The following is a 20,911-nucleotide window of genomic DNA, read 5'->3' on the forward strand; positions in this document are numbered from 1 at the left end:
TATGACTTCTACCCTGAGTACCCGCAGCAATGCGAGCTTATGGGAGCGGTATTGTCAGTGGGTTACTAGCGTTGAAAACCGCCTCTATGTGGGCTGGTTTGGCACGCTAATGATCCCCACTCTGATCTCCGCTACCGTATGCTTCATCATTGCCTTCATTGCAGCACCCCCCGTCGATATTGACGGTATTCGTGAGCCCGTTGCTGGCTCCCTGCTGTATGGCAACAACATCATCTCTGGCGCGGTTGTTCCTTCTTCTAACGCCATTGGTCTGCACTTCTACCCCATCTGGGAAGCCGCTTCCCTGGATGAGTGGTTGTACAACGGTGGTCCCTACCAACTGATTGTCTTCCACTTCCTCATTGGCATCTTTGCCTACATGGGGCGGCAGTGGGAGCTTTCCTACCGTCTGGGCATGCGTCCCTGGATCTGTGTGGCCTACAGCGCACCGCTGTCCGCTGCGACCGCCGTGTTCCTGATCTATCCCTTGGGCCAAGGCTCCTTCTCTGATGGGATGCCCCTGGGGATTTCCGGTACCTTCAACTTCATGATTGTGTTCCAGGCGGAGCACAATATCCTCATGCACCCCTTCCACATGCTAGGGGTAGCGGGCGTGTTTGGCGGTTCCCTGTTCTCCGCGATGCACGGTTCCTTGGTGACCTCCAGCCTAGTGCGGGAGACCACCGAGACTGAGTCCCAAAACTACGGTTACAAGTTTGGCCAAGAGGAAGAAACCTACAATATCGTTGCAGCCCACGGCTACTTCGGTCGTCTGATCTTCCAATATGCCAGCTTCAACAACAGCCGTTCTCTGCACTTCTTCCTCGGCGCATGGCCAGTGGTGGGCATCTGGTTCACCGCTTTGGGGGTCAGCACCATGGCCTTCAACCTGAATGGTTTCAACTTCAACCAGTCGGTGTTGGATAGCCAGGGTCGTGTGATTGGCACCTGGGCGGACGTAATCAACCGTGCCAACCTGGGTATGGAAGTGATGCACGAGCGTAATGCGCACAACTTCCCCCTCGATCTAGCGGCCACCAAGGCCCCTGAACTCGTGGGCTAGGATCTGACTGAGGTCATAACATCCTCCGGGATGGGTCAAAAGCCCCCGCCAGTGCTGGCGGGGGCTTTTATCGTGTTTGGTCCCTCCAAGAAGAGAGGCTGAAATATGGACGTTAGGATAAATGGGATGGCAATCCCGTTGGCAGTGTCTCCCTGTTCTCAGCCATTCCTGTTGTCAGCCATCCTTCAATTCATTCCCCCAAGGATCCTTGCTATGGTGCAGGTCGCAATTACCGAGGCAATCACCACATTGGCGGAGGTGGAGCGACGCTTTCATCTACACCGCACTGAGGATGAAGACTTCTTCGCCGAATGGCAATCCCCCCGGCCCAAGGTGGGGCTAGAGGTGCAGCGATCGCTGACGCAGTTGCGCCAGCGATATCTCTATCACCGCTCTCTAGGATCCCTATTAGAGGGAACGGTGACCTTGCTCTTGGTGTCCCCCCTACTTGCGATCGCGGGGTTATACGATCCGCCTTTTCGGGTCCGTACAGAGGCATCGGTACAGATCACCCTAGACGATGGAGAGGACGTTTTGCGGGGGCGCATCGACGTGCTGGTTCTACAGGAAACACTCTGGGTGGTGGTGGTAGAGGCCAAGAAAAATACCCTCTCTGCCTGGTCTGCATTGCCGCAAACCCTAGCCTACCTGATGGCAAATCCTCAGCCAGCCCAGCCGGGATACGGTCTAATCACTAACGGTGATGACATCCTCTTTGTTAAGCTCCAAGCAGGGGAAGTGAACCGCTATGGTCTCTCACGAGGATTTGCCCTGTTCACTTCGGCGGCAGAACTGGAGCAAGTTTGGTCCATTCTGCACCAGATTGGTAGCAGGATTTCAGGGGAAGCGCTCTAGCGTAGCTGCTGTAGGCTGGGTAAAACGAAGTGAGACCCAGCCTACAAATTCAAACTTGATGCACTAGGGTCGCAGGGTGAACTGGCGGCGCAGGGCAAACCACGCCAGGGGGAGAGAGCGTTCAGCGGTGCGGAGGACGGGAATCCGCAGATACTTGCCGAGGAGCAGGCGACCGAGCCCCTTGATGCGACCGTAGCAGCGCCCCTGGAGGTAGACCCAGATACTGCTTTTGCCCGTCTTGGTCTGGGCGTAGGGGGGCAAGAAGCTGAGGGGACCGTAGAGGACATCGGCCCGGTGGGCTCCGCTGAGGCGGCGCTGGCGGTGGACATGGCTACGGTGTTCCGGATTGGAAATGCCGCCATGTTCGCCGTAGTTGCGGAAGGGGACGTAGTTGGTAAATCCGCGATCGCTGAGGTAGTAGTCTAGGCCCGAATCCCAAGGAGAGTAGGCCGTGGGGCCGGGATCTTGGGCGATTTCGTTGGCATAGTCCATTAGACACTGGGCGCTGCGGGGGGTGACGACATAGGCCACCATCGCCGTGGAATAGCCTACGGCATAGCCCGATGGTGTCACCCGGTACACCTGAGGTGCGCAGGTGTAGAGCCATGCTATGCCTAGGGCGTCATCCTGGGGATCAAAGGCGGGGGGCAGGTGGCCGATACCCTGGACCGGGACAAAATCCGCCTCCACGATCAGGGTGGGTTTGTCGCTCTGGGTGGCCCGCTCCCAGGCGGTGCGGTGGTTGAGTAGGCATAAAAAGCTGCGGGAATAGGTGTCGTAGCCCGGTTGGTGGACTTGACGCAGTACTTCGCAGGGCAAACCCGCTTCCCCCAGGGCCGTCTCTAGGACAGTGGTTTCTTCCTGGTAGGCCAGGATAAAGGTTTGGCCAATACCGGCGGCAAGGGATGTTGGGGGAAAAGCCAAGGGAAGGACCATGGCGGGGATTAGAAATCTGTTGGTGTAGCCCTAGCTTCGCCGCAAATTTGGTTTTGGGCAAGGTTTTGGGCAAGGGCAGCGCTGGGTTGGCGAAGCGCGTCAAGATAGGAAGGCAGCGCAGGCAGAAGCTATGGGCATTGGTATTTGGGTGTTGGGGGATTAGCAGGGCGCGTAATGCCCCTTAATCTTTGCGGCTATGGGCTCCCCTGACTTCATAAATAAACCTTGCCCAAGTCCAGAAGTGGAGTTTTCCCACCGGGGAAACTCCACTTCTGGACTTGGTATAGAACAGTACTAGTGTTACCTCAGGAAAATTTTGACGGGTCCAAGACCCTCAAAATTTAACCCCCACTAAACTCCAGGGTTTCGGTCACCCGTAAATCATTAATTGACTGAGCACTAGTACCGTAGGGCGTAAATCAGCTCACTATTGTTGCGCCAGCTCAACAGCTCAACATTTTCCGGTCCCCTCTCCCCGTGGGAGAGGGCTAGGGAGGGGGGCCGAGGTGTTCCGCGATAAAACGGTCAGAGTATTTACGCCGCACAGTACTAGTGGTTTGACACAGCTAAAACTGTGCTTTAGAAATTCCAGCGAATTCCTTGTTAGTGGGCAAAGCCCACCTTAAGTAATGCACTATTTTAGCTATGTCGTACCAGTAGGGTGTTCAACGCGGATTGGTGATCACAAAATGTAAGGAACAAAATTGTTGCCAATTAGGAGACAATTTCCTTTATTTGGCGGACATTAGATTTTGTTCCTTAGGAGAAGGGCAAAAAGGAATTCCTCGTTTCACGAGGGCTCCTGCTCCATCAAATAGGTAGTTGTTTATGCCATCGATTCAACTGGCATTCCTGGCCTTGGCCGTGCACGATGTAGACTGGGCCGTGGGCTTCTACCAGGGACTCCTGGGCCAGTCGCCCCAGCCCTATCAGCCCGGTCGCTATGGGGAATTTCACCTGCCGGGGTTGCGTTTAGCCCTGTTTCGCCCTCAGGACAGTCAAGTTGCAGAATTCAATGCCTCCACCAGCGGCTCCATGAGCCTCTGTCTGGAGGTGGCGGATCTAGAAAGCGCGATCGCACATCTCACCCGCCTGGGCTATCCTCCCCCCGGTGCCATTCTCACCGCCAGCCATGGCCGGGAAATCTACGCCTACGACCCCGACGGCAACCGCCTAATCCTGCATGTTACGGAGTAGGGGGTGGGGAATCTGAATTGGGGCGAGAGCGCCGAAGGCTCATCACCGCCTGCCGGAAGCCCAACACCACCAAAATATTAGACAGGGTGAGAAAGGACTCCGCGCTGCCGTGGAGCCAATCCACATTGGCCAGTTCCTTGCCGTAGACCCGTTGGGCATAGAGGCCAGCGGGGATCGTCACCGCCACAAAAATCAGCAGCACGTAGAACCCGATTAGTGCCAGCTTAGGCGTTTGGCGCGATCGCGTCACAAAGAAGAGAAATCCCAAGTAGGGAAACAGGGAAATCGCAAAGAGATTTTGCTTATCCAGTAGGGTTGCAAAAAGGGAACCGTCCATTACGCCTCCGTTTGGCGAGATTGATGCCAGATCCACCAGGCAGCGGCACAGGCGGTGGTGTTGCCCACCACCGTCATCCCCGCTTGCAGGGTCACCAGCCACACCAGATGGGGGGCATTATCGAAAAAGTGCCAGGTGCAAGCACACATGGCGCTGACCAGCGACGGCAGCATCCCAAAGGAAAGGGCGCGCCATGCTGGTCGCTGACTGACCTCTGCATAGAGCCAGATAAACCAGATGGCGGCGATCCACTCGACGACACTGGTGATGTGAACCATCCAGGTGGGAATAGACAAGGCGTGCATAGCGGCGTCTTTTCTAACGGCTTTATCTAACGGCTTTTCTAAAGCCTTTTCTAAAGGCATAGAGCCTGTCGCCTCAGGGCATCCCGTCAGTATTTCAGTATTGTAGAGGGTGGTCTTCACACTTCGGGGCACCATGCGGGCAGTGCTGTGCGGTTACTACGGAATGGGCAACGGCGGCGACGAGGCATTGCTGGCATCCCTGCTGCAAATGTTGCCGCCGCAGGTGACGCCCCTAGTGCTATCGGGGGATCCGGTCGAAACCGCCCGCCGCTACGGCGTTGAGGCCCGTCCCCGCAAATCCTTAAAGGCGGTGTTCTCGGCCCTGGGGCAGGGGGATGCCCTGATTTGGGGCGGTGGCAGTCTGATGCAGGATGCCACTAGTGCCCTGAATCCCCTCTATTACGGTGGCCTGATGGCGCTGGCCCAGGCGCGGGGGCTCAAAACCGTGGCCTGGGCGCAGGGTATTGGCCCGCTGCATCGGCCCTGGAATCGTGGGTTGACCCGGTATCTGCTGCGTCGCTGTACCGGGGTCAGTGTGCGGGATCATGCCTCGGCGGCGTTAGCGGCCCAGTGGCAGGTGCCTGCATGGCTAGCCCCCGATCCCGTGTGGGCGATGGCGGCTCAGCCCCTACCGGGACTGTGGGAGTTGCCCGCGCCTCGGGTGGCGGTGGCCCTGAGATCGCACCCCTGGCTGACGGCAGCTCGTCTGGCGGATTTCACCCAGGCGTTGGGGAATTTTCAGCGGGCCACCCACACCTGTATTCTGCTGGTGCCCTTTCAACCCAGTCGGGATGGTGCGATCGCAACCCATCTCCAGGCCCATCTCCCCGGCCCCAGCCAGATCCTGGCCCCCCAGGATCCCCGCCAACTCAAGGGTCTATTTCGAGGGGTGGAAATGGTGATCGCCATGCGCCTCCACGCCCTGATCATGGCCGCTGCCGAGGGTTGCCGCTGCTTTGCCCTCAGCTATGATCCCAAGGTGACCCACCTGATGGCGGATGTGGGAATGCCGGGTTGGGCCATGGATCCGGCCTCGCCTTCGGCTATGCCCTCCACCCCGATTTCCACCTCAATCCCTTTAGATCCCCTAGATCTGCGGCCTTGGCCCACCACACCAGAGGCCATGGCCCAGGACTGGATCGAGCATTTCGCCAACGGCGATCCCCCCAGCCCGGACCAGATTCAATCCCGGTGCGATCGCGCCTATCTCCACCGCGATTTACTCCAAAAATCCCTCCTGGGTTAACCGTCAGTCCCTGTCCTCCGTGTTTTAGGGAAAGGGAGGGCAAAACGGGTATGCCCCTGTAACTCCAGCGATTGGCGGGGTTACCTAGCGCCTCTAGTTATCAATGACCCAATTAGGGAAATCCGATACCCTTTACCTTGTTCCCGTGAGAGGTCATCTATGCAACGCCTGTTCATGCACAATCCCATCGCTGTAGCGACCCTATGGATTGTGACCTACATTGGGGTTTCTCTCTTTCCTCTAGCCGTCATACTGCTGTACCCGGCCCCTCTCGACCGAGGGTTTTGGCTGGAGTTCTCTGTTGCCCTGGGCTTCATGGGCCTAGCCATGATGGTGCTACAGTTTGCCCTCACCGCCCGCGTCAACCGGATCGAGGCGTCCTATGGCATCGATATTTTGCTCCAGTTTCACCGCTACACCTCCTTGGCGGCATTTTTAATGGTGCTGGTGCATCCGGTGATTTTATTCGTGGTTGACCCCGAAACCCTGGGGCTGCTGAATTTTTTCGAGGCTCCCTGGCGGGCGCGGATGGCAGTCATGGCCACCTTGGCCTTTTTGACTATGGTGGTGACAACGATCTGGCGAAAGCCGCTGAACATTCCCTATGAGCCCTGGCGAGCCGCCCATAGTCTTTTGGCGGTGGTGGCGGTGGGGTTTGGCTTTGGCCATGCCCTGGGGGTGAGCAACTACATGGGCCTGTTTTGGAAAGGGGTGCTGTGGTCGGCGATGGGGCTGGTGGCCCTGTGGCTAATGCTCTATGTGCGGCTGGTTAAGCCCATGCTGATGACCAAGCGTCCTTACCTAGTCGAGGCGGTCGAACCCCAGCGCGGCGATGTCTGGACCCTGGCCCTGCGTCCCCACGGCCACGAAGGATTTACCTTCCAACCGGGGCAGTTCGCATGGCTTACCCTCGGCATTCACCCGATCGGCATGAGGGAGCATCCGTTTTCTATGTCTTCGAGCGGCGACCACCCGGAGCGGCTTGAGTTTGGCATTAAGGCCCTAGGGGACTTTACCCGCAGCATCAAAGACGTTAAACCCGGCACCAAAGCCTACCTAGATGGTCCCTACGGCGTGTTCACCACCGAGCGCTATTGGGACAGCGCCGGGTTTGTGCTGATCGCGGGCGGCATCGGCATTACGCCCATGTACAGCATGTTGCTAACAGCGGTCGAGCGTCAGGATGATCGTCCGTTTTTGCTAATCTATTCAGCCTCATCCTGGGAGGACTTTACCTACCGAGAGGAATTAGAAGTCCTCAAGGACAACATTGATTTAACAATCATCTACGTGCCGCGCCACCCTCATGAGGGTTGGACTGGAGAAACCGGCTACGTCAATAAGCAGCTCCTGGCCCGCTATATTCCGCTCCACCGGGGTAGCCGCCATTACTTTATCTGTGCCGCTCCGGTGATGATGGATGGGGTCGAAGCTGCCCTCTTTGACCTAGAGGTGCCGGTTACCCACGTTCATATGGAACACTTTAATTTGGCTTAGGATCATGCGCTATAGCATCATGCTTCAGATCGTTGTGGTGACAACGCTGATTCTGGTCGGGTCCGGGGCGTTCTTTGCCCGGTTGCAAAATCGGTCCCAACCCCAGCAGCTCGAGGGCAGCCGGGGGAACGCAGCTTTCAAATCTGAATTGACACTTGCTGAACACCTATGAGTCTTTCCACCACCCTTTGGCAAGCCAATCTGGCCCTGGCCACGGCCTCCCTCCACAGTCCCTTTGTCCAGAGCCTCTATGGGGGCACTTTGCCGGAGGAAAATTTTGCCTACTACGTGGGGCAGGATGCCTTTTTTCTAGAAGCCTTTGCCCGCGCCTACAGCATTGCCGCCGCTAAGGCTCCAGACTGGCAAGGGTTCCAGACTTTCCATGACCTAGCGGGGGGCGTGCTGCAAGAGTTGCACCTGCACGAAAGCTATGCCGAGCAATGGGGGGTGACGTTGACGGCGGTGGCTCCCGGCGGCGCAACCCGGCGCTATACCGACTTTTTGCTAGCCACCGCCTGGAGTCAGCCCATTGGGGTGACGGCGGTGGCGATGGCCCCCTGTATGCGGCTCTATGCCTTTATCGGTCAATCCCTGGCCCAGGGCGGCATTCCCGATCATCTTTATGGCGACTGGGTCCGCACCTACAGCAGCGATGAGTTTGAACCCCTGGCCCAGCAGTTGGAGCAATTCATCGACACCTACAGTGCCGATACTCCCTTGGTGCGGGAGACCTATACCTATGCGATGGTGTGCGAACGGGATTTCTTCCAAGCAGCCTGGGAAATTTAATCGCTCTTGAATAGCTTGGGTCTTCTCAAGACATAACCTTCCAAGTCGTGTGTTGAACCTGCTTAACCCGAACTCAGGTTGTTTACCTCACCGCCACAGGAGATACAGCCGCCATGGCCATTGGCGAACAACCCGCCACCATCCTGGAAAGTAACTTAATCGCCCTGCTCCAAGGGGATTCCCTACCCTACCCTACGCCCAGGCCACCGGCCCCACCTCCACCCTGGAAAATCCACCCCCTATCCGCAACAGCGATCCCCGCAGCCCAAGTTCAACCGCCCCCAACCTAGGGGCTGCGCAAACGACTGGAGAAGAGCAATCACCACCACCCAGAAACCAGGAATGGCAACAGGGTTTGGGACGGGTGCATTCCAGTTTTGCAAATGTCATTCTGTTCGCGTTAGCGGCTCTGCAACAGCAACGTAGCGATAGCAAAGTGCAGAATCCCGATCTGGCGCGAGGACTGAGATCCTTCGCTACACTCCGTTCCGCTCAGGATGACAAAAGTGTGATGTGCCCGATCAAACCTGCTATCGACTATAGGCTAACCAAACCCAAAAGAGTAGAGATTTCTGTCACTAGTTTGCCAACATTAGCTACGAATTGAGTCGCTGGCTCTACCGACGCAATCGTGCCCCTAATCAACTTAACGGCTCTTTTTGCCAGTCTCTTACGATTATCATCTTCAGGCTGTTGCGCCACCTCTGCAAGCACCTCAACCTGTTCTAATGCCTCCACCTTATCTTCCTGAGGCAACAAATCTTGTTCGTCCATTAACAGCTCTTGCAACTGTCTAAGCAGTTCTTTAACTTCTCCGCTATTGGTATTTGCATCATCCGGAATTTTGTTGATTGAATTAGCTACGTTGCTTGCAATAGCATCGATATTGACAACACTATTACTAATATTCCCAACACTAATATTTCTTTGAAACACTTGTTTGCCTCCACTATCAATCATAACATTCCCCTTTGTAGAACCTGTAGTAGTAACAACAGCGTTATCTCCAATGACTATAATATTGTTGCGACCATCATTTCCAGCAGCCTTTATTGATTCTACAGCCGATTCTTCTACCTCATTAAAATCCTCTCGATTTTTGTCACTAACTATTAAGACCTCTATTTTACTAGGTTGAAATAAGGTCTTGTCTAATTTCGTTCTACTAAAGGTAACATTTGTAAGGCTGGAATTCAAAAAACTGGTTTTAAAATTGCCTATAACTGCATCAAATACTGCTCTAACAGCCCCATATTTTTCCTGCTTTAGCCTTTTTCTTCTGGCAGTTTTAAATTGTTGAATAAACTGAGAAAATTTATCTACAAGAAAACCACTATCTTTCGTATGCAAATCACCTCGGAAAAGAGGGGAAAATTTTCCTTCATCCGCATATTCAAGAAAATCGCTTCCAACAAAATTTGCCGTTTGCTGTTTTTCTTTCCTTGCTTCAAGACCAAGAAAACTCCCTGAAATAATCCATGCGATACTGAGGGCAAAAGTCAACAAGTGAGTCAGGGAAGATTCGTACTCGCTTTCGCCAGCCAAGATAAAGCCAAAAACAATACCCAAACCTGCAAATCCATATATGACGAACTCTATGATCAACCCAAAAGCATTTTTGTTTCTACTGACCTTAAATGCAACTATTTCTCTGTTTATATAAATAGCCTGAGATTGCATTAAAAAAGACGAAAAAATACCAACAAAGCAAGACAGACTGATGAGTGAAATCGCAGCAAAGTTTGCTAAATCATCAGGAAAAAATATCTGGATGCAGAAATTTGCGAAAACCACAAATAATAGGAAACCCAAGAAGTGTTTTCCCAAACCCCAAATAAAAGACCAGAAAATTGAAAATATCAGCAGTAAAATGAAGCACACAATGATTACTATTGCAGCCGGTGAACCTAGTTCATGATTCAATGAGTCAATAGCGATAAAAATAAAATAAGCCGTGCAATAGGTTCCAATCATTCCTGAGACAGCAGCAAGAAAAAAAGCCAGAATTCTTAGCCATATTGATGTTATATTGGTAATACCTGTCTCACAATCATTCATATTTACATTGAATAATTGTGTGTCTTTGAAGCTAGCGCCCTGAAGCTTTGAACCTGAAAAGTCTACGTCTCTTATCTCTAAACTATCAAAACTAAACCCTCTCCAATCCTCTCTATAAAAGTTTACTCTTTCATCTGATATGAGCGCCTCTTTACTAAGGTGAGGACTTTCAACGCCTGTTAGTTTGCCATCGGCAACTAAATCCCAAATCTTTTTTTCTTTTGGCTTACTCATATGTTTGGGTGTTCACTTTATCTATTTTTAAGAGCTTAAGAGCACTGAAGAATTCGTCTAATAAGTCGGAAGCGACATCCCCGACTTTGACCTCTTCTGCTGTTGATATCTCTGACTGCGGCGTTTGAGGCTGAGTTTGAAACTCGATCATCCAGAGTGGAAAGGAGAATGATAGTGCTCAAGTTTTGATCTAAGTCAGCAATTAAACGAGCGCTACGCAATGAAACGAGTCCTTCAGCACTGCCAAACCCCGTGAGAGCATAAGGAGCATTTGAATTTCCACTTGCGTCTTGTAATGCTTGAAGATTCTCTAGGCTATTTCTAAAAGCATCAGTGAATAAATCTGGAGTAAGTTGCTCAATTAAACATTTCTCATCACCTTCAACTGACCAAGCAGATGGTTGAAGAAGACGACATAATCCATTGCCTGCCGCTAGGCGCAATTCCGCATATTCATTTTCCTGCCAAAAAACAGATGAGAGAGCATTCTTGATTATTTCAAGATCCTGAGTCTGTATATTTTGAATATTACGTTCCGATATCCCACTCAGGCTGAGAATAGCACTAAGGCGTAGGGCAACATTGCTGTCCTGGGTTGCGTTCGCCAGTTGGGTCACCAACAAAGAGTTCCAAACAGGAATACTGCTAGCATAGGAGGCCGCAACTGCTCGCACATTCACTGGCAAGTTCTCTCGTAAGCTAGCTCCATAGAGGTTAGCAACGTTGATTTCAGGAGATTGCCGTTGACCAATTACATATAGTGCGAGAGCAGCTAAATCATTTAAATGACTTGCACTTTCACTGTTGTTGGTATTAGAACTAGCTGACAGTAGACGATTGTATAGCTCAATCAGCTGCGTAGTCACTGCATGGCGATTAATGCTGTCACTCAAGACTGACTCATCAAGGCCAATTTGCGCGATCGCGTAGCTAGCAGCCACAAAAACTGGAGCTTTAGCCAATACAGTACGTTCATCCACAGAAACGATCAAGTTGTAAAGCAGTGGCAGTGCCTCTCTTCCAATTTCTGGATTACTCTGTCCAAGTCTCCCTAGGGCATAAGCGGCAGCTTCCTGAATCTCAAGTCCATCATCAAATTGACCTTGTACACCAGAGGTTAGGATACTTGTCAGTAGAGTAACTACGCGACGATCAGTAATACGCAGTTCACCTAATATATAGATGGTGCGCGATCGCAGTAATGCCGAAATAGTGGTTTGACTAGCAATATTGACTAAGTCGTTGACAATTTCTGACTGTTGTAAAGCACCGGGCCAACTGGATTCATTTATTTGACCAAGTTGCCAGATCAGTTCAATTGCCTGCAAGGCGACCTGCTCATTGTTGCTATTAAGCTGCTGGCGGATGCTAGGCATTACCAAGCTAGGAGTATAGCTTGCAAAAGCATCAACTGTCGCTGCCACAACCCTTGAATCAGTTCCATTGAGTTGATCAAATAAAATAGCAGTATCTTGATTGCGATCGTAAATTCCTAAGAATCCCATCGCTTGAATGGCACTGGCTTGGATCAGTGGGCTGGTGCGTGCGGTGGGAGCATTAGTCGGTAGCTGGATTAGCTCTCGCAGAAATCTAGACACATTAGCAAACTCACCAATGCGGGAGTTGAAGTTGGGAGACCATGTTGAAGTCAGGAGGTGAATTGCACCAAAGCAGAGACGCTCTTGGGTCAAGAGATTGGCTTCAGGAGACAGACACTCTCCATAAACCCCAGAACCGGAGGTGAAACCTAAGTTGCGAATAATATTGCGACGAGCGCTGAGTTCAAGGGTTGAAAAGGCTTGAGGCTCCAAGTTAGTTAGTACGGTCAAGACCTGGTTGCGAAATTCCCTCGCAGATTCAAAGCGACTCAAAGAAGTGACGGAGTAGTTGGTTGAGTTATTTGCCTCCTCAGGATCTAGAGGAGGGTTCAGCATCGGTGCCAAGAACTCGTGAATAATGATATTCAGCTTTTGCTGTCGTGGATCATTTTCCAGATCACTGGGCTGGAGTTTTGCGTCACTAATATCTTGTTGCAGATCAGCATAAAGCTTCTGAGCCGTTGCTTCAATGTATTGCAATTTCAGAGATCGCCGCTGTATGAAATCAGCCCTTTGCGCTGGATTAGCAATATTACCCACCCAGACATCACGAATTCTAGGAGAATCACCACACTTTTGAGATAGAGTTCCTAGAGAATCAAATGCTAGGGCACAGAGGGCATCGTACTGCTCCGGAGCTTCTGCGATCGCCAACTCCCCGATAGCTTCGATGGCAGGATTCTGCATAGCCCGCTTCATTTGCTGATATTCCCTTGGTTCTAACCCCCATCGAACGGCCTGAAATGTCTCGGTCGCCTGATCTGATTGACCGTGAACAGTTTCAGGTAATCGATTAACATCCCCTTGTCGCAAGATGGGACAGCTCTCATACTCATTCGGCTGGATATTTATATCATCGATCAGCAGTGGCAAGAATCGCTCTCCATTTGCAATATCGACCAGGCAACGAACTACCCTAGGAAGCTCAGCATGGGGTTGAGGTAACCCATTTGCAGATGCCAGGGGTTTAATTTGGCCAAGCGCAGCGATCGCCCCCGTTCTCAACAGCGTCAACTGCTCTAACAAAGGTACAATCGGCTCTGAGGGTGTTGCGTCAGGTGCGGTAACTTGAGGGATACACAAGTTACCGAAATAACTTCTATTTTCTTCAGAACTTCGATTTTCTCTAACAAGCGGCTGTGGATAAATGTAGAGATAGTTCAGCAGTTGATTAATAACATATATATCCCTTATTTCAGTATTTGCTAAAGCATAGGCTGCACCAATACAGGAGTTAATCGAATCAAAGGAGCCTGCCAACACATGCTGTATATCAGCAGTAATTTCGTTAATAGATTCGTTATCATTGCTGCTTTTAGGATCATTACTGCTGCTGCTTTCAGTATTATTGCTACTTTCAGCGACGCTAGTAGTCGCTAGTTGCGCCAAAGTAGGCAGGGCATCTTGCACCAACAAGCGACGCAATCGACTCCCTGAATTGTTGCTAGTTTCCAACGCCTGAGGCGATATTCCAATCAATTCTACTGCACCCAGTACAGCCGCCCGAGTGGTGGAATTTTGCAAGCAGATACGATCCCGATTATCAGCATTGGCTTCGTAGGCGCAGTCTCGCTCCCGCTGCTCAGGATAAGCCGAACCTCGCTCAGGAAACTCGACCGCAGCAATGAGTTCATCAATGAGACGTTGCTGCCTGGGATGAATACGTCCCAAAACATAGCGCACAATACTGTCGCGGACATCATCTTCACGATATCGATTAGCAAGCGCTATCTGCTCCGCCACTGATGGCCTCCGAAAGCGCGGTTGCAGAGCCCGTTCAGCCAGCAAATCACGTCCTTGTAAAACCCTTAAGAGATAGCGAACGGTCTTGATATCATCCTCGTTGATCTCAACCCCTGAACTCTGGCTGATACCCACCTGCCCTAAAACATAGGCTGATGCAATCGCCGAGCGATCGCTACCCCTGTCAGGCAATTCATAAGCACACTGACTGCTGTAGTCATCAAAGTCTTCGATCAAAAATTGATAACGAGGAGCTAGGTCTACTCCATTGGGCCAGATTGTTAGTCGTGTCGGGGAAAGCAGCGCTAACATACAGACTCTTAATTCCGTAACTAGAGCATTAGTGGGTTCCTGAGCCGGAGCTGAGCTTGTCAAAGCAGCATTCGAGTTCGATCGCTGATATCGACTTTCAAGGGCAGCACCATAACGACTCAAGCCATAGGCAGATAGAGCAATGACTCGCTCGTTAGAATCATTGAGAGATAATGCTAAAACACTGAGTACATTAATCTGTTTTCCCGCTTCATCATCTGGGCTACCCGTGCAAAGTTGGTCAAGACCAGGATCTTCTCTTTCAAAAATGGTATCTGCTGGCGAGTTATACCAGTAAGGCTTTAACCTAGTTTGCACCAATAAATTTGGCCAATAAGGGGCAAGCTGCCCTAGAGCATAGGCTGCACTCCGTCGAATCTCTGCATCTCTAGAGCAGAGAAGATTGTGGCCTAAAAAGCGGACGATCACTGCTTCAGGCGGCTCGGCTTCCGTTTCTGCATTTGGTTCAGGCAGTTGGCGATAACTCACGGCCCCTAAAGCTTCTATGGTTCTCTTTCGGAGAGTAGGATCACCGGAACCAGACAAATAAGCAATTGCCTGATAGATCTGCTGAAAATTACGTCTATAGACCTGATCGAAAGCAATCTCTGCCCGTTGCTGGATGTCTATCTGGCTCGATAGTCCGCTCTGCAATAGACTCAACAGATTCATAGACGTTGAGAAGCTAGTGCCTGGTGGTGGAGTGCTTTGGTAGAAAATAGAATTAGTTACCGTTGGATCAGGAGTCACCGCTAGCTGCAAAGGAGACAAGGGGGTCGTGATCGGAGGTAGCTGCTGGGTGCGGTAGTCAGCGATACGACTGGCAATTTCTAATGCACTGACTCGATGGGGCAGAGGCTCTGCGGTGTCTTCTGCTATTTCGCGGAGTTGCTGCTGCACAGAGCCACCAAAAGTCCCATGAAAGCCTAAGCGTTCTAGACTAGCGATCGCTGCGGCCTGTACTAAGGTGGTTTCCTGAGGATTTGCCGCTACCCGGTTAAGAAGTTGCACATACTTGTCGGGTTGGACTGCTGTGCTAATGAACAGAAACGCTGATAGCGTTTCTACTTGGGCAACCCGTAGGGCTTCCTCTTGGCGGCTAAGGGGTTCCTCCTCTTGGCGACTAAGGGGTTCCTCCTCAGTGCGAAGAGAGTGTTCCAAGGAGTCCATCAGCAACTCAATAATCCCCTCACTGGTACTGGCATTGAGGGTCGCCATAGCAGATGTGAAAGCAGGCATGGCCTGCAATTTATAACCGATGTCCCTAAGCGCCTCCCATCCAGCAAGTGAACTAGTCAGAGACAAGTGGGAATTGTCCGCTGTGCTGCTTGCCAGACTTAACAACGCTTCAATTACCGTAAGAATGCCTTCGGTCCTGCCGGGTTCAGTAGATGACTCATCGCTACGGATGTCATATACGGCCAGTGACCTTACTGCGATCACAGCAGCATGACGTACCGCAGCCTGATCTGAACCCAAGAGAGGTAAGACTGCGTTCAGCAATGTAGGAATCTCAGCCCTTAGCAAGGGATCTTCGTGATCCCTTGCTAACAGCGTAATTAGACTGTGGAGGACAGCAAGATGAGAGGTCGTAATCCGGGAATCGGTACCTCGGCGCGCCAGTATGATGACCAAATCTGCTATCAACTCTCCTGTAACGTCACAGGCTGAAACCTGCCGTACAGAAACGTTGAGCGGGGCTCCATCGATAAGGGTGGCCACTCCTGTGCAGCTAGTAGCTTGAGCCAAACGAGGATCAAGGCTTATAGGCAATGACAGACCTAAAGTTGCCATTGCCAACTCTGCTGACAACAAAGGCAGCAACCCCAAAAACAAAATAGATGCTTTAGCGACCTGTGGCATTACCCTGATCCAGAAATTGTTACCTTTGGCATAAGATGCAATTGCCCAAACATGATGCACAAGTAGATAAACCTTGGTGGATATTCAAGTGATCCACCCTAGGTAAAACTTAGGGCTTAACTAAACTTGGCGTTTAGAAAGTCAATCTTAAGGATAGAAAAAGTGCTACGTTCGCAACAGCAACATGCCTATCAATATTCTGCGGCCAACCAATACATCCGTGCAAGAAGTTTTTTGAAGCCACCAAGAAACACGTGAACATCATGCCTAGAATCATCAAGCTGCCCAAACAAGCAGGAAAATGCATCCCAAGGCACCATTTTGATCGCGAATTCATGATAATCGGATGAGGGATCGCAGGAAAGTAGCATCCTCCTTATAGATATAATCCTTAAATAATGAGTATCTATGCTTGTGAGTCATTCCTCTGTAAGATTCAGATTTTCTTTGCTTTGCCAGAGGTGTTAGGGGATCTTTTGTTATTCTCCGACAGGTTTTTATTGAACTTTTGTTAATCTCAGGAGTGATTCCATGAAGCATTCAGGACGCAACTACAACTCTCGCCACGTGAGCGCCAGCTCAAAACATAGCTTTCAACGCCACTCCTCCTCTGCCAAATCAATTTTAATTGCTTTGGTGCTCGTGAGCGGCACACGCCTACTGGATAAGTCAGCCCTGGCTACTACGGTAAGACTAGTGCCCGCTACAGCATTGGAGCAATCAGGGTATGTAAGGTCTGACTGTGAAGCACTTGAACCACAGTCAGGGTCAGAGACAGGTGCCCAAGTGGTTTTGAGTTACTGCATTCAAGGCTCTAGTTTGTACGGCTCAACTCATGGGGAGGAAATTGGTTTTGAGGAAGCAGTACATAGGGTTCTAGCCTCGTATCAGGGGCGCTCTGTACGCCGTCCAGAACTTGCAGCAATTCGAGATGAAATCACCCTGATTTACTTGCAACAGGGGTTCCTCACCTCATGGGCTGAGAGTGTCACGATTCAGCCCGATGGCACCTTAGTTGTGTCAGTGGTTGAAGGGTTTATCCAAACTGTTTGCGCCTTAGGAGCAGCCAATAGCTGTCGTCCTTTTGAGGGTACACCCTATGCCAGGTATGTCTCGGCTTACTTGGATGACATTATCAAACAACGTCCCATCAATATCAAGGAGCTGGATCGCCGATTGCGGCGACTGGCTTCAGATGAACGGTTCCAGACTGAAAAGGCTCTCTTCCGCCTACAAATTCCTAGCGAGAGCTTTTTTGATCGACTTGTGACTGATCAGCCAACAGAAGATGGAACTGAAGCTCCGGTAGCACCAGAGCTTCAGTGGGAGGAACTTCGACGGCAATTAGAAAACTACCGTACATTCGTGCCTGAACCCGGTGCCAGCATCCTGGAAATTGATTTGCAGTTTCGACCTGAAGTCGAAGATAGTGAGGCGAGATCAAATAACGCTCCTTTTGTGCCCACTAACCGGGTTCTAGAGGAACGGAGGAGAGATGCTTTTCGGGAATACTTCGGCAGTGATGTACGTCGATCCGTAGTGGATCCACTACAGGATCCGCTACGGGATCCTGTAGTGGATCCTAGTTTAATTCGGTATAGTCTCCATAGTCTGGAAATGCAGGAGCCTAGCATTCGTGCAGCGGTTGTATACATTGCTTCCGAGGGCGATCGTGTCTTTATCAGCATTGAAACCTCTCAAAGTCCCACGGTTGAAATAGAAACAATTACTCGCTTTGAAGTGAATATTGATGACGAGGAATTTCAGAGACAAACCATTGAGCTAGATGGAGGTAGTTCAGACTCTGAGGATAGAACTAGTAATCCCTTGGCTGAAATTTTGGAATTTTTTGGACTTCGCCAAGGAAATAGGGTTACACGAGATGAATTGGCTCTTGAAGTAAGAAATCTATGGAGTGAAATTCAAAATCCTCGTTCTGAAAGTTATCTTCGATATTCTGCTGAGTTGTATAGCTTACTGATTCGTCCTGTAGAAGAAGTTTTGAAGGATCAGGGCATAGAAGTTAATACACTACTTTTCGTCATGGAAAACGGGCTGGGATTACTGCCTGTAGCAGCCCTATATGATGCTGAAAGCGGCCAGTTCTTAGCGGAAAAATATAAGATTGGTATTATCCCTAATTTTAGCTCTCTAGATTTACGACCTTCGCACCTAGAAAGGGCAGACATTCTAGCAATGGGCGCTTCAGAATTTCAGGATTCTAACCTCTATCCTCCGCTGAATGCTGTCCCTTTAGAGCTAGAGATGATTAAGCGTATATGGCCAGATGATCGAACTGTTACTGATAGCCTTAACAGTCAATTTACCTTGGAAAGGTTGCGTAATGCTCGTCGAAACTATCCATACCAAATTGTTCACTTGGCTACCCATGCCAGCTTTCTACCGGGAAAACCTGGAGATTCCAATATTCAACTCTGGGACACTTCGCTGCCGCTCCAAGAACGCCAAATTGCGAGTCTAAATTGGAACCAACCCCCTTTAGAGCTTCTGGTACTCAGTGCTTGTCAAACTGCCTTAGGGGATGAATCAGCGGAGTTGGGGTTCGCTGGTCTTTCCCTCCAATCCAATGTGAAATCTACCCTAGCTAGTCTCTGGTATGTAAGTGATCTAGCATCACTCATTTACATGATGGAATTTTACCGTAGCTTGTCTGCAGGGGTAACAAAAGTAGAAGCTGTGCAAACCGCACAATTAGCGATGCTGGATGATCAGCGATTGAGGCAGAATCTCCGAGAGCTACGGAGAGTAATTAACGAATTATTACTAGATGAGCCTCGACTTCGGCGTTTTACAGAAAGTGAATTGCAAGGCTTAAGACGCTTACAAGAGGCTGTTGGAAAGGAGCAGGAAGTAATTGAAAATTTCTCGCATCCTTTCTACTGGTCTTCTTATACTTTGGTAGGGAGTCCATGGTAAGCATCGGTCTATAAAGTCCAACTGAACTAACAGCTTGGTCTGTGGTAGCTTCTCTTTTGTGTTCTACGTCTTGCCATACAGGCAGATGGGGGCTATCGCCTTATTGAGGAAAATTGTTTATCGGACTTTGCCAGAGCCAAGGGATAGAACAGAAAAAATCACTGCGGGCATTTGCCATGGCTCTTCCTGGCATCCCCACTATATTAATGACCCCAATGTGGGCAAATCAACCCTGGTTAATCAGCCTCCCATCTCAACGACGCCAGAAGCGGCCCAAGAGGCGGTTGGCGACTTGGCTGGCTTCGGGAATCCGAAGGAACAGCGTACCGACACTGAATAGGGCAATGCCGACCGTACCCGCGATCGCAAGTTGCAGCAACCGAATCAAAAAGCCCGCTTCCCCCATCACCTGCTCTAGCCCCAGACGAGTACCCCAAGCTGCCACCCCGGCGATGGCACTGAGTACCGTTAGTCCCGCAATCGGGCGACTCCAGGCCAGCCAAGGCAAGCCATTCAGCTTGCGATCCAAAATCACCACCATGGCCAGCGTCGAGATAATATTCACTCCCACCGTAGCCAGCACCAACCCCGGAGCCCCAAACCAGCGAATAAAGAAAAAGTCCAGCACCGCATTTAGAGCAATATTCGCGAGGCTAATGCGGAAAGGCGTCTGGGCATCCCCCAGGGCATAGTAGACCCGCACCAGCACATCCCGCGCCAGGTACACAAACATCCCCAGCCCGTAGGCCACCAGCACCGAAGTCACGATTTCCGCCGCCCCGAGGTCAAAGGCCCCCCGCTCGTAGATCACCTGCACAATGGGCAGGGCCAGGGTCATGATCAGCGCCCCCAAGGGCAGCATGGTCAGGGCCGTCATCATCAGACTTTGACGAATCCGGTCCTTCAGTTCCGGCCAATTTTCCGGGGCCGCCAGCCGCGCAAAGATGGGGAGAAACGGAACCAAAATCACATTGGAAATGATCCCCAGGGGCGTTTGCACCAGTAGGTTGGCATAGCCCAGCGCCGCCGCCGTACCGGGAATGTAGGAGGCAAAGAACAGGTCGGTGAAGACATTGATCTGCATCATCCCCGAGGAAAAGGTGGCGGGGCCGAGGATGTTGAACACCTCTCGTACACCGGGATCCCGCCAGTTGAACCGCAGCCGCAGCCGTCCCAGCCCTGATCGCCACAGGGCTGGGAGCTGCACCAACCACTGCAACACCGCCCCCAGCAGGGTTGTCCCCGCCAGCACCATCCCCCCCACCATGTAGAAACTGGGGTCAGTGATTTGGTTGCCAATGACGCCGTAGAGAATGCCCAGCCCCGCAATCACCGCTACGCTGGAAAACATAGGGCTGACGGAGGGCAGCCAGTATTGATCGTCCGCATTCAGGGTGCCAAAGCCGATGCCTACCAACCCCGCAAACACCGCCATGGGGGCCATGATTTGCAACTGACGGATGGCGATATCCCGCGCTTCCGGGGTTGTCTCCGACAGCCCTTGGGCCACAAAGTCGATGACGGGGGCCGCAAAGAGCATCATCCCCACGGATACAACGAGGAGTACCAACCCCACGAGGGTACTGATGGACTCTACCAGGGGGCCAATATCCTCCCGTTCGCGTTTGGCCACAACGCTGACAATGGCGCTGTGGAACGGGCCGTTGATGCCCCCCAATAGAATCAGCAAAAAGCCGGGGATAACATAGGCAAAGTTGTAGGCATCGGCGACGGGGCCAACGGCAAAGGCCGCCGCGATCGCTTGTTGCCGCACCAGCCCAAAGACTTTGCTAATCAGGGTGGCGGCGGCCACAATACCGGCAATGCCAGCCAGGGAACGGGTCGGTTTGGCGTTGGCCACAGGTGTCTCAACCGTTACAAAAATCAATCCTTCCCATTTAATCGCGAATTGGGATCCACGCATGGAAAGCCAATGAAAAA

At 51.4% G+C, this 20,911-nt stretch carries 13 protein-coding genes; 7 read left to right on the forward strand and 6 right to left on the reverse strand.

Annotated features, from left to right (window positions below):
• Position 1: 1 nt before the first annotated feature.
• A complete protein-coding gene (gene psbA, locus LEP6406_RS0200780) occupies positions 2-1,063 on the forward strand; it encodes a photosystem II q(b) protein (protein WP_008317518.1) in 1,062 nt (353 codons plus the stop codon).
• Positions 1,064-1,276: 213 nt separating this feature from the next.
• Positions 1,277-1,918: a type I restriction enzyme HsdR N-terminal domain-containing protein gene (locus tag LEP6406_RS0200785; RefSeq protein ID WP_008317519.1), complete on the forward strand. Its 642-nt coding sequence runs from the start codon at positions 1,277-1,279 to the stop codon at positions 1,916-1,918.
• A 63-nt stretch (positions 1,919-1,981) separates the two neighbouring features.
• Here LEP6406_RS0200785 and LEP6406_RS0200790 read toward each other — a convergent pair whose 3' ends face one another.
• Positions 1,982-2,854, reverse strand: coding sequence for a hypothetical protein (locus LEP6406_RS0200790; protein WP_008317521.1), 873 nt, complete (start codon positions 2,852-2,854; stop codon positions 1,982-1,984).
• Between the two features lie 828 nt (positions 2,855-3,682).
• Between LEP6406_RS0200790 and LEP6406_RS0200795 the strand changes: the two genes are divergently transcribed.
• Complete coding sequence (locus LEP6406_RS0200795; protein ID WP_008317523.1) at positions 3,683-4,051, forward strand: VOC family protein; 369 nt, start codon at positions 3,683-3,685, stop codon at positions 4,049-4,051.
• Here LEP6406_RS0200795 and LEP6406_RS0200800 read toward each other — a convergent pair.
• Entirely contained in the window at positions 4,041-4,388 is a 348-nt protein-coding gene (locus LEP6406_RS0200800; protein WP_008317526.1) for a DUF3593 domain-containing protein, read from the reverse strand. The two genes, LEP6406_RS0200795 and LEP6406_RS0200800, sit on opposite strands and share 11 nt — an antisense overlap.
• A complete protein-coding gene (locus LEP6406_RS0200805) occupies positions 4,388-4,753 on the reverse strand; it encodes a DUF2499 domain-containing protein (RefSeq protein ID WP_008317529.1) in 366 nt (121 codons plus the stop codon). The genes LEP6406_RS0200800 and LEP6406_RS0200805 overlap by 1 nt, the downstream gene beginning before the upstream one ends.
• Positions 4,754-4,802: 49 nt before the next feature.
• Between LEP6406_RS0200805 and csaB the strand changes: the two genes are divergently transcribed.
• From csaB to LEP6406_RS0200825, 3 genes are all read left to right on the forward strand, one after another.
• Complete coding sequence (csaB, locus tag LEP6406_RS0200810; RefSeq protein WP_317133808.1) at positions 4,803-5,939, forward strand: polysaccharide pyruvyl transferase CsaB; 1,137 nt, start codon at positions 4,803-4,805, stop codon at positions 5,937-5,939.
• Between the two features lie 159 nt (positions 5,940-6,098).
• Entirely contained in the window at positions 6,099-7,436 is a 1,338-nt protein-coding gene (locus tag LEP6406_RS0200815) for a ferredoxin reductase family protein (protein WP_008317536.1), read from the forward strand.
• A 168-nt stretch (positions 7,437-7,604) separates the two neighbouring features.
• The gene (locus LEP6406_RS0200825; protein WP_008317541.1) at positions 7,605-8,225 is read left to right on the forward strand and encodes a TenA family protein; all 621 of its coding nucleotides are present in this window, start codon (positions 7,605-7,607) and stop codon (positions 8,223-8,225) included.
• Between the two features lie 537 nt (positions 8,226-8,762).
• Here LEP6406_RS0200825 and LEP6406_RS0200835 read toward each other — a convergent pair.
• Complete coding sequence (locus LEP6406_RS0200835; RefSeq protein WP_008317545.1) at positions 8,763-10,517, reverse strand: pentapeptide repeat-containing protein; 1,755 nt, start codon at positions 10,515-10,517, stop codon at positions 8,763-8,765.
• 35 nt (positions 10,518-10,552) lie between these two features.
• Complete coding sequence (locus LEP6406_RS0200840; RefSeq protein WP_155834602.1) at positions 10,553-15,673, reverse strand: hypothetical protein; 5,121 nt, start codon at positions 15,671-15,673, stop codon at positions 10,553-10,555.
• 891 nt (positions 15,674-16,564) lie between these two features.
• On the opposite strand from LEP6406_RS0200840, the gene LEP6406_RS29890 reads away from it, so the two are divergent.
• The gene (locus LEP6406_RS29890; protein WP_008317548.1) at positions 16,565-18,970 is read left to right on the forward strand and encodes a CHAT domain-containing protein; all 2,406 of its coding nucleotides are present in this window, start codon (positions 16,565-16,567) and stop codon (positions 18,968-18,970) included.
• A 253-nt stretch (positions 18,971-19,223) separates the two neighbouring features.
• On the opposite strand, the gene murJ is transcribed toward LEP6406_RS29890, so the two are convergent.
• Complete coding sequence (gene murJ, locus LEP6406_RS0200850) at positions 19,224-20,831, reverse strand: murein biosynthesis integral membrane protein MurJ (protein WP_027268725.1); 1,608 nt, start codon at positions 20,829-20,831, stop codon at positions 19,224-19,226.
• Positions 20,832-20,911: the final 80 nt, after the last annotated feature.

The organism is Leptolyngbya sp. PCC 6406 (assembly GCF_000332095.2).
In the GTDB taxonomy this organism is placed as follows: Bacteria; Cyanobacteriota; Cyanobacteriia; order Phormidesmidales; family Phormidesmidaceae; genus PCC-6406.

Coding starts and splice junctions, on each gene's coding strand:
- psbA (WP_008317518.1), top strand. CDS start 2: ATGACTTCTACCCTGAGTACCCGCAGCAATGCGAGCTTATGGGAGCGG.
- LEP6406_RS0200835 (WP_008317545.1), bottom strand. CDS start 10,517: ATGAGTAAGCCAAAAGAAAAAAAGATTTGGGATTTAGTTGCCGATGGC.
- LEP6406_RS0200805 (WP_008317529.1), bottom strand. CDS start 4,753: ATGCCTTTAGAAAAGGCTTTAGAAAAGCCGTTAGATAAAGCCGTTAGA.
- LEP6406_RS0200790 (WP_008317521.1), bottom strand. CDS start 2,854: ATGGTCCTTCCCTTGGCTTTTCCCCCAACATCCCTTGCCGCCGGTATT.
- LEP6406_RS0200785 (WP_008317519.1), top strand. CDS start 1,277: ATGGTGCAGGTCGCAATTACCGAGGCAATCACCACATTGGCGGAGGTG.
- LEP6406_RS29890 (WP_008317548.1), top strand. CDS start 16,565: ATGAAGCATTCAGGACGCAACTACAACTCTCGCCACGTGAGCGCCAGC.
- LEP6406_RS0200815 (WP_008317536.1), top strand. CDS start 6,099: ATGCAACGCCTGTTCATGCACAATCCCATCGCTGTAGCGACCCTATGG.
- LEP6406_RS0200800 (WP_008317526.1), bottom strand. CDS start 4,388: ATGGACGGTTCCCTTTTTGCAACCCTACTGGATAAGCAAAATCTCTTT.
- LEP6406_RS0200795 (WP_008317523.1), top strand. CDS start 3,683: ATGCCATCGATTCAACTGGCATTCCTGGCCTTGGCCGTGCACGATGTA.
- LEP6406_RS0200825 (WP_008317541.1), top strand. CDS start 7,605: ATGAGTCTTTCCACCACCCTTTGGCAAGCCAATCTGGCCCTGGCCACG.